Annotated in this window: 12 protein-coding genes; 3 read left to right on the forward strand and 9 right to left on the reverse strand. The window is 70.4% G+C overall.

The window, feature by feature from the left end; translation table 11 throughout:
• Positions 1–54: 54 nt before the first annotated feature.
• From aztD to aztB, 4 genes are read right to left on the reverse strand one after another with little or no spacing between them, the layout of a single operon-like run.
• A complete protein-coding gene (gene aztD, locus E1202_RS23750; protein ID WP_235878951.1) occupies positions 55–1,218 on the reverse strand; it encodes a zinc metallochaperone AztD in 1,164 nt (387 codons plus the stop codon).
• 26 nt (positions 1,219–1,244) lie between these two features.
• Complete coding sequence (aztC, locus tag E1202_RS23755) at positions 1,245–2,156, reverse strand: zinc ABC transporter substrate-binding protein AztC (RefSeq protein WP_132685347.1); 912 nt, start codon at positions 2,154–2,156, stop codon at positions 1,245–1,247.
• Positions 2,153–3,307 (reverse strand): hypothetical protein, encoded by a 1,155-nt coding sequence (locus E1202_RS23760; RefSeq protein ID WP_132685348.1) that lies wholly within the window; start codon positions 3,305–3,307, stop codon positions 2,153–2,155. Before E1202_RS23760 ends, aztC begins: the two co-directional genes overlap by 4 nt.
• A complete protein-coding gene (gene aztB, locus E1202_RS23765) occupies positions 3,304–4,176 on the reverse strand; it encodes a zinc ABC transporter permease AztB (RefSeq protein WP_132685349.1) in 873 nt (290 codons plus the stop codon). The genes E1202_RS23760 and aztB overlap by 4 nt, the downstream gene beginning before the upstream one ends.
• Positions 4,177–4,255: 79 nt before the next feature.
• On the opposite strand from aztB, the gene aztA reads away from it, so the two are divergent.
• Positions 4,256–4,957, forward strand: a complete 702-nt coding sequence (gene aztA, locus E1202_RS23770; RefSeq protein ID WP_132685350.1) for a zinc ABC transporter ATP-binding protein AztA — start codon at positions 4,256–4,258, stop codon at positions 4,955–4,957.
• 80 nt (positions 4,958–5,037) lie between these two features.
• Here aztA and E1202_RS23775 read toward each other — a convergent pair whose 3' ends face one another.
• Entirely contained in the window at positions 5,038–6,219 is a 1,182-nt protein-coding gene (locus E1202_RS23775; RefSeq protein WP_235878952.1) for a hypothetical protein, read from the reverse strand.
• Positions 6,220–6,393: 174 nt separating this feature from the next.
• Here E1202_RS23775 and E1202_RS23780 point away from each other — a divergent pair, with 174 nt between their 5' ends.
• Complete coding sequence (locus E1202_RS23780; protein WP_132685351.1) at positions 6,394–9,048, forward strand: glycosyl hydrolase family 65 protein; 2,655 nt, start codon at positions 6,394–6,396, stop codon at positions 9,046–9,048.
• A gap of 300 nt (positions 9,049–9,348) precedes the next feature.
• On the opposite strand, the gene E1202_RS23785 is transcribed toward E1202_RS23780, so the two are convergent.
• The 4 genes from E1202_RS23785 to E1202_RS23800 form a co-directional block, all read right to left on the reverse strand.
• The gene (locus E1202_RS23785) at positions 9,349–10,371 is read right to left on the reverse strand and encodes a Gfo/Idh/MocA family protein (RefSeq protein WP_132685352.1); all 1,023 of its coding nucleotides are present in this window, start codon (positions 10,369–10,371) and stop codon (positions 9,349–9,351) included.
• Between the two features lie 23 nt (positions 10,372–10,394).
• Positions 10,395–11,261: a sugar phosphate isomerase/epimerase family protein gene (locus tag E1202_RS23790; protein ID WP_132685353.1), complete on the reverse strand. Its 867-nt coding sequence runs from the start codon at positions 11,259–11,261 to the stop codon at positions 10,395–10,397.
• Between the two features lie 23 nt (positions 11,262–11,284).
• Positions 11,285–12,700 carry a sugar porter family MFS transporter gene (locus E1202_RS23795; protein ID WP_132685354.1) on the reverse strand — a complete coding sequence of 472 codons (1,416 nt, stop codon included), beginning with the start codon at positions 12,698–12,700 and terminating at the stop codon, positions 11,285–11,287.
• Between the two features lie 61 nt (positions 12,701–12,761).
• On the reverse strand, positions 12,762–13,712 hold the full coding sequence (locus tag E1202_RS23800; protein WP_132685355.1) for a TIM barrel protein: 951 nt from the start codon (positions 13,710–13,712) through the stop codon (positions 12,762–12,764).
• 180 nt (positions 13,713–13,892) lie between these two features.
• On the opposite strand from E1202_RS23800, the gene E1202_RS23805 reads away from it, so the two are divergent.
• Positions 13,893–14,924: a LacI family DNA-binding transcriptional regulator gene (locus E1202_RS23805; RefSeq protein ID WP_235878953.1), complete on the forward strand. Its 1,032-nt coding sequence runs from the start codon at positions 13,893–13,895 to the stop codon at positions 14,922–14,924.
• The last annotated feature ends 56 nt before the right edge of the window (positions 14,925–14,980 follow it).

Consider the following 14,980-nt stretch of genomic DNA (forward strand, 5'->3'; position numbering starts at 1 on the left):
CCGCGGGTCGGACCCGAGGGGGCCGGCACCGATCCGATGCCGGCCCTTACCGCGTCAGTGACCTGCCAGGGGTGTGGCGATCTCGTTCGGCGCCTGGGGAAGCGCGCCGGTCGCGGTCTTCTGGCCGGAGGCGAGGTCGATCGCGTGGATCTCCCGCTTGGCCGGGTCGGTCACGTACGCCGTGCCGCCGCGGACGAACAGCGCCGGGCGCGGCTGCTGCCACTCCAGCGGCTCCTCCCACTGACCGATCACCGGGATGCTGCGGACCACGCCGGCCTGGACCGGGTCGATCACGTGCAGCTGACCGTCGGTGCCCAGCACCAGCGCCTCACCGGCGGGGCCGCGACCCAGCGAGCGGAAGGTGTAGCTGGTGCCGAGGTCGACCAGCTTCAACGAGGAGTCCGCTGTGTTGACCAGCGCGACCTGCTGCGGGCGTTCGAGTTCCGCGTGCTCGTCCTGCTTGTAGTCGCCGAGCACGACCGGCGAGTGCTCGCTGCCCGCCTGGTTGCCGATCCGCCCGTACGGCGTCGGGCTGGTGATCTTGCTGATCGCGCCGTCGCGGTAGACCAGAGCGCCGTTCTCGCAGCCGATGACCACGGCCTCGCCCTGCGCGACGGCCTCGCCGTGCACGCCGGGGCAGTCCTCGTTGCGAGTGATCTCGTGGCGGTGCTCGTCGAGGACCGCGATGCCGGTGCGGTCCTCCTCGTTGCCCAGCGACAGCACCATCTGGCCGTTGGACAGCTCGACCGCGACGCCGTGGTGGGCTTCGGCGGCCGTGTGCTTGTCGGTGGCCGGCGCACCCGCGGCGAGCTCGGCGGTGTCGAACGAGGTGATCTCGCCCGTCCCGTCGGAGAACAGCACCGTGCGACCGGCGTTGCGCACCACGTGACCCGGTTTGGGTGCCGGGAACCGCACGTCGGTGAGCTGGGCGCGCACGGCGTTGAGCGCCTGGAAGCCCGTCGAGGTCGACACCATGACGTGCTCGGCGTCGCCTGCCGGGTTGAGCCGGTTGAAGCCCGGCAGCGGAATGTCCTCGGCCACGGCCAAGGTCTTCCCGTCGAGCACCAGGACACCGCCGTCGTAGGTGGTCACGATCGGGTCGGGCACGGCGGGGCCGGGCGCGGCGGGCGCGGCGGCCTGCTGGGCGCCGGAACCGCACGCGGTCAGGGCCAGCGCCATCGTGGCGACGGCCACCGGTAAGCGAACCGGTTTCACCATGGTCTTCTCTCCTTCTCGAAGGGTGGTCAAGCGTCGAGCCCGGAGGCGATCGCCTCGGTGTTCGCGCGGGTCATCTCCAGGTAGGTGGCGGCGCCCCCGCCCGGCTCGCTCAGCGATTCGGTGAACAGCGGCGTCACGCGGACGTCGATTCCGGCCTGCTCGGCGAGCACCCGCGCCAGCCGGTCCGGCTGCGAGGAATCGGCGAAGATCGTGCGCACGTTCGCGCGGCGGACGGCGTCGGCCAGCGAAGACAGGTCGGAGGCGCTGGGCGAGGCCAGCGTCGTGCCGCTGGGGATCACGGCCCCGATCACCTCGAACCCGTAGCGCTGGGCGAGGTAGCCGAACACGTGGTGGTTGGTGACGAGCTTGCGCCGCTCGGGCGGGATGCGCTCGAACCGCTGCGCCGTCTCGGCTTCGACCGCCAGCACCTGCTGCCGGTACTGCGCGGCGCGGGCTTTCACCGCCGCCGCGTCGATGCCGTCGACGTGCGCCACGACCTGCTCGGCGATCAGGTCGACGGCGCGGGCGACCCGCGACGGGTCGGTCCAGAAGTGCGGGTCCGGCTGGGAATCCGGTCCTGCGATCTTCAGCGGGTCGACGTGCTCGGCGACCGCGACGGCCGGAACGCCTTCGGCGACCGCGGTTTCGACGTTCCGCTGCACGCCCTCCTCCAGGCCGAGCCCGTTGTGCACCACGAGGTCGGTCTGTTCGAGTTCGGCGGCCTGCTGCGCGGAGATCCCGAACGAGTGCGGGTCGGCTCCGGCCGTCATCAGCACCGAGACCGGCACCTCGTCGCCGACGATCTGCCGCGTGATGTCGCCGAGGATGTTGGTCGTGACGACCACGCCGGGCCGCTGCTGCGCCCCGGCGGAGCAGGCGGTCAGCGTCAGCAGCGCGGTGATCAGCGCGAGGACCGCGCGGGGTGCGGTGCGCTTCATCGGCCCGTCTCCACCACGTGCGCGGCCTGCCCGCCCAGCCGGAAGCTGCGGGCGATGCGCAGGCCGTCGTTGTAGTCGATCTCGTGCACGGTTCCGGCCGCGGCGTCGTTGACGTACGCCCGCGAGGTGTCGACCTGGATGCTCGGCGGTGGTCCGCCGGGCGGGAGGACCTGGTTGCGGGCGATCTCGGTGCCGTCCTCCCGGTAGGCGCGCATCGTCCCGTCGGTGCCGACGGCCAGCAGCGAACCGCCCGCACCAACGGCGTTGACCGCCGCCACCGGGCCCGTGGGCACGTGCGTCCAGGACCGCTTCGACAGGTCCAGCAGCCACGCACCGTCCTCGCCCGCGAGCGCGGCCAGGGTGTCGCTGCCGGGGCGCTGGTGGAACTCGCTCGCGCGCGGCGCCGCGCCCGGCGGGTAGGCGATCTTCTCGCCGCGGAACGGCCCGTCGTCGGCGGTGACGAGCAGCGCTCCGTCGGCGCACCCGAAGACCACGCCGCGACGCGTCACCGCGGTTCCGGCGGGTTGCGGGCACGGTTCGGCGATGCGGGCGGTTTCCGCCCCCGCCCGGTCCAGGACGCGGACCGCGTCGCCGGAGATGGCGAGGACGTGCTGCTCGAAGGGCACGGCGACGGTCCCCGGCTCGACGCGCAGGTCACCCGCCCGCTCGATGCGGCCCTTCTCCAGCGGTTCTCGGTTCAGCAGCACCGTCGCGCCGTCGGCACCGGAGAGCGCGACGAGCACCTTGTCGCTCTGCGCCTGCACCGGCGTGGCGAGCGGGATCTCGCCCAGCTCGCGGATCTCCGCGCGGTAGTGGTGGATGTGGTCGCCGTGGTCGACCGTCCAGGCACCGCTGTCGACGACGTGCACCGAATCCGCGTCCGACACGTAGCCGAAGCGGCCGTCGGTGACGACGTCGCGAACTCCCGGAACGGGTTCGAGGTCCCGGGTTTCCTCGGTGATCAGGTCGAGCACGCGCAGCGCTCCCCCGTCCCCGGCGACGATCAGCCGGGACTGCGCTTCGGCGGTCTCCTCGGCGCCTTCGACGTAGCCGTGCGGCACCGGTGGTGGTGGTGGTGGCGATTGCGAACAGGCGCCGAGCGCGAGCGCGCCCAGTGCGATCGAGACCAGTTGTAAGCGGCGATGTTTCACGCGACCGGCTCCTCTACTTTCGAGACGTGCTCTGCTCGGGTGGTCAGCGCCCGTCCCCGGTCGCGCAGCGCGGCCAGCAGGGCGGACAGGAAGAACAGCGCCACCGAGGTGGCGGCGATGCTGGCCCCGGCGGCGGTTCCCCAGTGCCACGAGGCGAGCAGCCCGAGCACCGTCGAGGCGGCGCCGAAACCGGCGGCACCGGCCATCACCAGCGGGACCCGGTTGGCCCACAGGGTCGCGGCGGCGGGCGGGGCGATCAGCAGGCCGAAGACCAGCAGGGTGCCGACGACCTGGAAGCACATCACCATCGCCAGCGTCACCAGCCCGGTCATCAGCAGACCGGCCAGGCGCGGGCGCATGCCCAGCGTGTGGGCCTTGCGCGGGTCGAAGGCCAGCGCCAGGAACGGGCGGTAGGCGGCGACCGACAGCACGATCGCGACCACCAGGGCGATCGCGAGCCGCACCAGGTCGCCGTCGGTCACGGCGAGCACGTCGCCGAACAGGAAGCCGGTCAGGTCGACGGCGAAGGACTTCGAGTGCGACACGACGATCACGCCGGTGGCCAGCATCCCCACGAACAGCAGCCCGATGCCGGTGTCGCGCGACAGCCACCGCGACCGGTCCAGCGCCGACACCCCGGCGGCCATCGCGCCGGCGCTCAACGCGGCCCCCAGCAGCAGGTCACCGCCCAGCACGGACGCGACCGCGACGCCCGGCAGCATGCCGTGGGACATCGCGTCGGTCAGGAAGGCCATGCCCCGCAGCACGACCCAGGTCCCGGCCAGGGCGCAGATCACCGACACGAGCACGCCTGCCCACAGCGCGCGCTCCACGAAGGAGACCCCGAAGGGGACGAATAGCCAATCCATGACGGTCAACATATAATGGAAACGATTTTCGTTTTCCAACTTGTGGCGTGATCTCGCCCACTGCCCCGGAGAGGAAGTCGTGAGCAGCGTGCCGCGAACCGCCGTCGCCCTCAGTCGAGTGAAGGCCGGCTACCAGGGAAAACAAGTGCTCGACATCGAGTCGGCGGAGATCCCGGCGGCCCGGTTGACCGCCGTGGTGGGCCCCAACGGCGCCGGCAAGTCCACGCTGATGGCCGCGCTCGCGGGCACGCTGCCCAGCAGCGGTGCGCAGCGCAACGACTACGAGGGGCGACCGGCGTTCGTGCCGCAGCACAGCGCGATCCCGGAAGCCCTGCCCTGCACGGTCTTCGACGCCGTGGCGATGGGCCGGTGGGCCGAGCGCGGACCGTGGCGCAGGCTCAACGCGGCGGACCGCTCGGCCATCGATGACGCGATGCAGCGGTTGGAGATCACGCTCCTGGCCAAGCAGCGCATGAGTGCGCTCTCCGGCGGCCAGCGGCAGCGCGTCCTGGTCGCGCAGGGGCTCGCGCAGCACGCGGAACTGCTGCTGCTCGACGAACCCGACGCGGGCGCCGACCCGAAGGCCCGCGGCCTCATCGCCGACGCCGTCCGGGCCGAAACGCGATCAGGCCGCACGGTCGTCCAGGTGTCGCACGACCTCGCCGAAGCGCGCCGAGCCGACCACTGCGTCCTGCTGCACCGAGGACGCGTCCACGCCGCGGGCTCCCCGGACGACGTCCTCACCCCCACCACGATCAACGAGGTCTGGGCACCGTCCTGATGAGACTGCGAACGGATCCCGTGGCGGCTGCCGCCGTTTCAGGTGGGAATCAGCTCGCCCTCCGAGTGCGGAATCAGCACCTACCCCTTCTGGGCGCGTTGGAAGTCCTGCAGCCAGGCGTAGTTGGGGGCGGCCTCGCCGTTGGGTTCGGGGCGCACGGTCGCCGAGGCGTAGATGCTGTTGAGCAGCCACGGGATGCTCTTCGCGGTGAAGTCGCCGCCGGACATCGCCGCGTCCTGGCCGATCCCGTAGGTGGCCACGGCGAGCTTGCCGGTGGCGCGGAACTTCGCCATCTGCTCGCTGAGGTAGTGCTTGTTGCCCTCGAACCACGGGCTTTCTCGCAGCAGGTCGTACCAGCGCTGCTTCGGGAAGGGCTTGTTCAGCGCGTTGCGGATGACCTGCCAGATCTCGGCTCCCGCCGCAACCCCGTACTTCTCGGCGTAGGCGGCCGGGATCTTGTCGGAGAGGTGGTCCTTCCACAGGTGCACCAGGGAGAACTCGGTGACGAGGAACTTCTTGTCGCCGAGCCTGGGCAGGACGTAGTCGAGGTACGCCTGGGCGCCGTCGGGCCGGTCGACGTGCGGGTGGATGTCGGTGCCCTCGATCTCAGGGGTGTCGCGGACGTAGGTCATCCAGCGGTCGGTACCGCTGTTGACCCACTCGTCGGGCTCGTCGAGGTGGTTCAGCGCACCCATGTGGAGGACCGTCTTGCACCCGTGGGGGAAGTTCTTCGCCCGGTAGTCGATGACGTGCGCTGCCACGGTCTCGTAGAAGTCGTTGATCGCGCCGTTGGTCCAATCGACCTTCGGGCATTCGATGAACGGCTCGTTGCCGATGACGAGGACGTCGACCTCGCCCATCACCTCGGGCAGCACTTTGTCAACCCGCTCCAGATCCTTCTTCATCTCCTCGGTTCCCGGGCGAGGAATTCTGTCGTGCTTATCCGGAAAATAGGGGAACTTCAGCGAGAGCACGGCACCGTACTTGCGGTCAACCGCCTCCAGCAGGGCTCTGACCGCCCGGTTGTCGGCCGCGGCTTCGTCGTCGAGATCGGGCATCGCCGCGAAGCCGCGCACCCAGGTCGCCTCGGCTCGCTCGAGGCCTGCCCAGGTCATGATGCTCGGGTCACCGTTGAAGTTCGCCCCGAGGACTCCGGTGGGGGCGCTCATCCGCGCGGCACCGGCGGCCGCGTTCGTCGCCGGCCGCGTGCCGCAGGACGCGGCGCCGAAAGCGGCGGCACCGGCCGCTGCCGACAATTGCATCAGTCGCCGTCGCGAATAGGAGCTCATGCGTCCACATATACGCGACATGCACTTCTGACACTCCCCATTGCACACAACGGGAACATGATCGATACCACCTCGACTTGACGGACCAATGCCTCCGAAGCAGGATTCCCGATCACCATCCGAAATCGAACACAGGAGTTGACTCGGGTGAAACTGCATCGTTCAAGCGGCGTGCTGGGAGCCGCGCTGCTGGTCACCGCGGGCGCGGTCGTGCCCCTCGCAGGCGCCGCCCCGGCCGAGCCGCCTTCGCGCTGCGCGAGCGACGACACGTGGGAGATGTCGACCGACCGGTTCGATCCCGCCTACACGGCGCACGCCTTCGTGGGCAACGGCTACCTCTCGCAACGCGTCCCGCCCACCGGCGCCGGCTACGTCGCGACCGGCGAGAAGACCGGTTTTCCGCTCGAAACACCGCGCTACGACGGCGCTTTCGTCACCGGCCTCTACGGCGAAGGCCCCAGTTCGCAGTCCGACGTGCCCAGGCACGCCATCGCGGCCATCCCGACCTGGTCGTCGCTGACCGTCCGCGCCGGTGAGCACACCTTCAGCCCGCAGACGCCGCCGGAGCAGATCTCGAACTTCCGCCAGGCGCTGAACGTCCAGTGCGGTGTCGTGTCGACCTCGCTGACCTGGACCGCACCGGACGGGAAGGTCACCGATCTCTCCTACGACGTCGTGGCCGACCGGACCAACCCGCACGTCGGAGCCGTCCGCGCGCGGGTCTCTCCGCGCTGGTCGGGGCAGGTCGAGGTGTCCGGCGCGATCGAGGGCGCGGGCGCCCGCCGGATGCACCCGACCGCCGGGAAGGCCGAGGGCGAGACCGTGCGCGTCGGTTTCGAGACCGATGGCGTCGGCGCTCGCGGCACCGTCGCGTCCACTCTGGTCGCACCCGATGACGTGCGCACGACCTCTCAGCAGCGGATCGACGGCCTCGACGCCGAGCAGAAGGTCGGCTTCGAGGCGCAGCGGGGCCAGAGCTACGAGTTCGGCAAGTTCGTCGGCGTCGACACCGCGCTGACCAGCCCGGATCACGAGGCCGCCGCCGTCAGGGCCTCGCAGGAAGCCGCCGAGCGCGGCTGGGACGACCTCTTCGACGCCCACGCCGCGGCGTGGAAGGAGCTGTGGGAGAGCGACATCCGCGTCCCGGATCGTCCGGACCTGCAGAAGTCCCTGCGCTCCAGCAAGTACGCGATCCTGTCGAGCATCCGCGAAGGCCAGGACACCAGCGTCGCTCCCGCGGGGCTGAGCAGCGACAACTACGCGGGCCTGAACTTCTGGGACACCGAGCTGTGGATGTACCCGAGCCTGCTGCTGCAGCACCCCGACATCGCCAAGTCCGTCGTGGCCTACCGCGAGAAGACGCTGCCCGCCGCGCGCGCCAACGCCCGGTCCATCGGCCAGCAGGGCGCGTTCTACCCGTGGACCAGCGCCGACAGCGGTGACCTGCAGAAGGACTGCCACAGCTGGGACCCGCCGCACTGCCTGACGCAGAACCACCTGCAGAGCGACGTCGCGCTGTCCACCTGGCAGTACTACCTGGCCACCGGTGACCGGACGTGGCTGCGGGAGCACGGCTGGCCGGTGCTGCGCGGCGTGGCCGAGTACTGGACCGGGCGCGTGACGCCCAACGCCGACGGCACCTTCTCGATCAACAACGTCGCGGGCCCGGACGAGTACAGCAACGGCGTCAACGACGGGGTGTTCACCAACGCTGGCGCGGCCACCGCGCTGCGGCACGCCACCGAGGCCGCGCAGGTCCTCGGTGAACCCGCACCCCCGGAGTGGAACGCCATCGCCGAGAAGGTGCGGATGCCCTTCGACCAGCAGGCGCAGGTGTTCCGGCAGTACGACGGGTACGCGGGGCAGCGGATCAAGCAGGCCGACGCGGTGCTGCTGCAGTACCCGCTGGAGTGGCCGATGCCCGAGCAGGTCGCGCAGAACACGCTCGACTACTACGCGCCGCGCACCGACCCCGACGGGCCGGCGATGACCGACTCCGCGCACGCCATCGACGCGGCCGCCATCGGCGAACCCGGCTGCGCGACCAACACCTACCTCGACCGGTCGATCCGTCCGTTCGAGAAGGACCCGTTCGCCCAGTTCTCCGAGGCGCGCGGCGAACGAGCCGGTGAAGGGGCGGGCGCTCCGACGTTCAACTTCCTCACCGGCGCCGGCGGCTACACGCAGGTCTTCACCCACGGGCTGACGGGCATGCGCTGGCGCGGCGACGAGGTCGTCCTCGACCCGACCCTGCCGCCGCAGCTAGGCGAGGGCGTCGAGCTGACCGGGCTGAAGTGGCAGGGCCGCACGTTCGACGTCCGCATCGGCGGTCACCAGACCACGGTGGTCCTGCGCAGCGGTGACCCGTTCACCGTGCAGGCCCCGGAGGGCGAGCACGTGGTCAGCGAGGCGCAGCCGCTGATGCTCAAGACCCGCAGGCCGGACCTGGAGCCGACCGACAACCTGGCGCGCTGCAAGTCGGCGGAGGCCACCAGCGAGGAACCCGGTCGTTACGCCGAAGCAGCCGTCGACGGCAACACGGCCACGCCGTGGCACCTCAACGGCCCGCAGGGCTCGGCCACGGTCGATCTCGGCGCAGCGCAGCGGATCTCGCAGATCACGCCGCGTTGGAGCGAGATCGCCCCGAGTGCGCACCGCCTGCTGACCTCGGTCGACGGCCGCACCTTCACCGAGGCCCCGGCGGAGCTGCCGGAGGGCCACCTGGCCCGCTACGTCCGAGTGGAGCTCACCGGCCCCGAGAGCCCGGACCACACGGGCATCACCGAACTCGAAGTCCGCTGATGCCTCGGTGCCCCGGGGTGCACCCCGGGGCACCGGTCAGTTCAGGTCCGAACCGACCATGATCAAAATCCTCTCACCGGCCAGTTCAGACCTCGAGATCGAGCTGGGTGCGCGCCGCCACCCTCGACGCCTTCCTCGCCTCCCGACACCGCTCGTGAGCGGTCCCGAGAAACCCACCGGGGCGGCGTTTCCCGAGGTGGCCCCACCTTCGGAGCGATGACCGGATCTCAGTGGAAACCGGCGTTCGGATTTTCCGCTGAGATCCGGTCGACCACGTGCGGGCTCGGAGTCGTGGACGGGTCAGGGGATGTAGAAGTCGGGGCGTTCGGCGAGGTCGACCTCCGCTCTGGTGGCGGTGGCTTGGGCCTGCACGCCTGCTTCGCAGGCCGCGGCCGCGGCGTAGCCGTCCCACGCGGTGGCAGCGGCCGGATCGGCGTGGCCTCGGTGGGCGGCATCGGCCCAGCGCTGAAACTCCCGGTCGAAGGCGGCGCCGAACCGGTCCCGGAAGTCGTCGCTGATCGTGCCGCCCCAGTTGCCGGAGCGGTGCACCAGCGGGCCGCCGTCGGCGCCGATGAGTGCGGTGCCCCGCTCGCCGACGGCCTCGCAGCGGACCTGGTAACCGAAACCGCAGTTGACGAAGATCTCCACGTCGACCAGTGCGCCGCTGGTGGTTTCGATGGTGACCATCTGCGGGTCCAGCAGCCCGTCCGGGGCCGCCGAACTCGACTTCGGGGCGCGGACGGTCACCGCCGCGATCTCGCTGCCGAGCAACCAGCGCGCGGTGTCGAACTCGTGCACCACCGAGTCGTAGATCATCATCTCGCTGGTGAAGCCGGGCGGCGTCGCGGCGTTGCGGTGCACGCAGTGCAGCATCAGCGGAGCTCCCAGCTCATCCGCGTCGAGCAGGCGTTTGAGCTCGCCGTACTCGGCGTCGAAGCGGCGCATGAACCCGACCTGCACCAAGTGCTCACCGCGCGCCTCCTCGGCCTCGACCACGCGCAACGAGGACTTCGCGTCCGGTGTCAGCGGTTTCTCGCACAGCACCGGCACACCCCGCTCGACGGCCGCGAGCAGCAGCGGCTCGTGCACAGCACCCGGTGAGGCGATCACCAGGGCGTCCACGTCGGGGTCGTCGATCACTTCGAAGGCGTCGGCCGTGGCGCGGGCGCCGAAGCTGCCCGCGACCTCCTGCGCCCGGTCGCGGTCGGGATCGGCGACCGCGGCCAGCCGCGCACCGCTGATGCGCTCGTGGATCCGCAGCGCGTGATCGGCGCCCATCTTGCCCGCGCCGATGAGCCCGACGCGAAGTTGCTGTCCCTGCACGGAATGTCCCTTCCTCTGGTGGCTCAGCGCTTGAGCTCACGGGTGATCCGGTCGAGCATGAACTTCGACGACTCCACAGCGCGGTCCTCCCACGCGAACACGCACGCGGTGGCGATGCCGTCGAAGTTCATCTCGCGGAGGGTCGAGAAGAACGCGTCCCAGTCGACCTCGCCCTGGTCGATGTCCAGGTGCTGGTGGATGCGCGCGGGTGTGCCGGGCGGGTTGAGGATGTAGCGCAGCCCGGAGGACGCCTTGTGGTTGAAGGTGTCGGCGATGTGCACGTGGGTGAGCTTGTCGCCGGCGTAGCGCAGCATCGCGGGGATGTCCGCGCCGGTCTCCTGCCCGGAGAGGTGGAAGGTGTGCGGCGCGCAGTACAGATAGTTGACCCAGGGCTTGTTGATGGCGCGCACCAGGTCGACCGCAGGCGTGTTGACCTCGCAGAAGTCGTCGGGGTGGGCCTCCAGGTTCAGCGCGATGCCCTCGCGCTCGAACAGCGGCAGGAGCTCCTCCATCGACCGCCAGAACGCGGCCTCGCTCTCGGAGGGGTGTTCGGGGCGGCCGTTGAACTCGGAGTTCATCTGGGTGCAGCCGAGTTCGGCGGTCACCTCGATCATGCGCTTCCAGTAGCGCACCGCCGCCTGACGTTCGGTCTCGTCCGGGCCTGACCAGCGGTACAGCGGTAGCACGCTGGCCAGCTGCACCCCGGTTTCGCGCAGCGCGGACCCCAGTTCGGCGACCCGTTCGTCGTCGGCGCGCGGGTGCGCGAAGAAGGGCATGAAGTCGTCGCGCGGGGACAGCTCGATGTGCTCGTACCCGATGTCGGCGACCGTGCGCACCATCTCCCGGATCGGGAGCGTGCGGAACATGTGCGGATCGATGGCGATCTTCATGGACGTCCCTCAGCGGAGAAGGTTCAGGAGTAGCGGACGTGCAACTCGGTTTCTAGGGTTTCCAGGGACTTCCCGCGGGTTTCCGGCACGAACTTGGCCACGAACGCGATGGCCAGCACCCCGACCGCGACGAACACCAGGAACGTGGTGGCGATGCCCAGCGCGTCGACCAGGATCGGGAACGTCAGTCCCACGGTGAAGTTCGCCGCCCACAAGGTGAGGCTGGCCAGTCCGAAGGCGAAACCGCGCATCCGCAGCGGGAAGATCTCCGAGAGCATCAGCCACGTGACCGGCGAGGTCGCTCCCTGCTGAAACGCCAGGAACGTGACGGTCAACGCCAGCACCAGCACGCCGCGCAGCAAGCCTTCGGGCACCGCCATCGACACCAGCGCGACCAGTAGCAGCGCGGTGGCCGTGCCGGCCTGGCCGATCAGCAGCATCGGTCTGCGATTGACCCGGCCGAGCAGGTAGATGCCGACGAAGGTGGCCAGCACCGAGATGACGCCGTTGGCGATGTTGGCGACGATGGCCCCGTTCGCCGAGAAGCCCGAGCTCTTCAGGATCTGCGTGCCGTAGTACATGATCGTGTTCACTCCGCTGACCTGCTGCACCACGGCGATGCCGATGCCGACCACCAGCAGCCGCCGCACCCACGGCACCTTCAGGTCGGCCCATCCCCCGGCCCGCTGCCGCTGGTCCTGCTCGGCCAGCCGCTGGACCTCGGCGAGCTCGGATTCCGCGCGCTGGGCGGTGCGGACCTGCCGCAGCACCTCCAGCGCTTCCCCGAGCCGTCCCCGGGAGGCCAGCCAACGCGGGCTCTCCGGCATCACCAGCATCCCGAACCACAGCACCACGGCGGGCAGCGACGCGATGACCAGCATGTACCGCCAGACGTGCGCGGATTCGCCGAGCGCTCCGGCGATCGCGGCGTTGAAGGTGAACGCCGCGAGCTGGCCGCTGACGATCATCAGCTCGTTCTGCGTGACCAGCCGGCCCCTGCGTTCCGCGGGCGACACTTCGGCGAGGTAGGTCGGCACGGTCACCGAGGCACCGCCGACGGCCAAGCCGAGCACGAAGCGGGCGATGACCAGGAACGTGGCGCTGGGAGCGAAGGTGCAGGCCAGAGCGCCGGCGAGGAAGATCCAGGCGAGCCAGAGGATGATGCGTCGTCTGCCTCGCGCATCGGCGAGCCTGCCGGCGACGAAGGCGCCGATCGCCGCGCCGAACAGCAGCGAGCTGGTCACCAGGCCTTCGGTGAGCGGGGTCAGCCCGAGGTCGGACTGCATGTACGGCAGTGCGCCGTTGATGACGCCGGTGTCGTAGCCGAACAGCAGGCCGCCGAAGGTCGCCACGACGGTGATGACCTTCAACCTGCGGGACTGGGCACCGGTTCTCGGTTCGGCTGCGGGAGCGGGCACATCGCTGTGCACTTCGGACATTCGAACGGTCTCCTTCGTGGAGCGCCCCGGACGGGCGCGCTTCGGACCCCAGGGGTGGTGGTCACCGGACCTGAGGGCGCCGGGTTCCGCTCAGACCGCATCCGCCGAGGTATTCCCGAGTGCGCACGGCGATGGGCATCGGCACGTCCGGTGCGCACGGGTAGAGGTCCTGCTCGACGATCACGAACAGCTCTGCGTCCAAGGTGGACAGTTCGCGCACGATCTCCCCCGGGTCGGGCACGCCGGCCGGAGGTTCGACGCACACGCCGCGCTTGACGGCCTCGCCGAACGACAGGTCCTCGGCGGAGACCTGCGCGAGCACGCCGGGGTCCATCTGCTTGATGTGCACGTAGCCGATGCGCTCGGCGAAACGCCTGATCAGATCGAGGTTGTCGCCACCGCCGTAGGCGACGTGCCCGGTGTCCAGGCAGAGGTTGGCGTAGCGGGAGTCGGTGGCGTCGAGGAAGCGCTCGATCTCCGGCTGGGTCTGGACGTGGCTGTCCGCGTGCGGGTGCAGGCACAGCCGGACGTCGTGCTCTTCCAGCAGGATCTTGCCGAGCTCGTTGGCGGCAGACCCGAGCGCACGCCACTGGTCGGCGCTGAGCTGCGGGGATTCGGTGAACGCGCCCGTCTTCTCGTCGCGGAACATCGGCGGGATGAACACCAGGTGGTGCGCGCCGACGGCGGCGGTCAACTCGGCCACCTCGCTCACCTCGGCGAGCATCCGCTCCCACTCCTCCGGCCGGTGCAGTGCGCCGAAGGTGGTGCCGCCGGAGACCTGCAAGCCCCGCGAACCGACCTCGTCGGCGAGCCGCTGCGGGTCCAGGGGCAGGTAGCCGGGCGGTCCGAGCTCCAGCCAGCGGTAGCCGGCTTCGACGAGTTCGTCGAGGAAGCGGGTGTGGGGAACTTGGTGCTCGTCCTCGGGGAACCACACTCCCCAGGAGTCGGGGGCGGAGCCCAGGCAGAGGTTTCCCGCCACTGCGCGCGGCGCGGTCTCGGACGTCGCTGTCATCGAACCCTCCTCGGTCCGGCGTGGGAGCCGGTGCTTCTCGATCGCCGGAATCGGCGAGAGGTCTGTACAGGCGCGCCGACTAGCGCGCTCTAGTCCGGAACACTATGTTGGCGGTCACATCGATATGTCAAGACGTTCTAGCAAACTCGTCCCGCCCTCGAATGGGGCAGGATCGGCGGCGTGATCGACGAATCCACACGTCCTGACGGCGGCAACGGCCGTCGGCCGACCATGACCGACGTCGCCCGCGCCGCAGGGGTCTCCCGCGCGCTGGTCTCGCTGGTGTTCCGCAACAAGCCGGGCGCGGGCGAGGAAACAAGGCAACGGGTGCTGCAGGCAGCGGACCGGCTCGGCTACCGCCCGGACACCGCGGCGCGGATGCTGGCCAGCCACCGCAGTCGCACGCTAGGCGTGATGCTCACCGTGCACCAGCCCTTCCAGGCCGACCTCGTCGAGGCGATCTACCCCGAGGCCGAACGACTCGGCTACGACGTCCTGCTGTCTGCCACCGCGCCGTCGCGCGACGAGGCGAAAGCGGTGGAAGCGCTGCTCAGCCACCGCTGCGAGGCGCTGATCCTGCTCGGTCCGCGCGCTGCCGCCGATCTGCTCGACGAGCTGGGAAGCAGGGCCGTGGTCACGGCGATCAACGCGCGCGAGGACGCCACCCGGCTCGACAACGTGCGCACCGCCGACGAGGCGGGTGTCGGCCAGGCCGTGGACCACCTCGTCGCCCTCGGTCACCGCGACATCGTGCACGTCGACGGCGGCGACGAGCCCGGATCGGCCGAACGGCGCGGGGCCTACCGGAGAGCGATGGACGCCCGCGGTCTCGGCGGGCGCGCGCGGGTGCTCCCGGGCGCGCACACCGAGCAAGCCGGGCAGGACGCCGCCCGCCGACTGCTCGACGAGGCCGAGCTGCCGACGGCCGTGCTGGCGAGCAACGACCGGTGCGCGCTCGGACTGCTGCGCGCGTTCGCGCTCGCCGACGTCGACGTTCCCGCGAAGGTCTCCGTCGTCGGCTACGACGACAGCCACGTCTCGCACCTGGCACCGGTCGCCCTCACCACGATCCGCCAGGACGCCGAGGAGATGGCCAGGCACGCCGTGCGCCTGGCCGTCGAGCGCCTGGAGGACCACTCGCGCACCCCACAACAGGTGGTGCTGGACCCCAAGCTCGTCTCCCGGGGCAGCACCGCCCCTCCGCCGCGTTGAACCCCCGGCTCCGCCTGGAAGCCAGGCCGTGATCCGTGGGAACCATCAGCGCAACC

Source organism: Saccharopolyspora karakumensis, assembly GCF_004349225.1.
GTDB lineage: Bacteria > Actinomycetota > Actinomycetes > Mycobacteriales > Pseudonocardiaceae > Saccharopolyspora > Saccharopolyspora endophytica.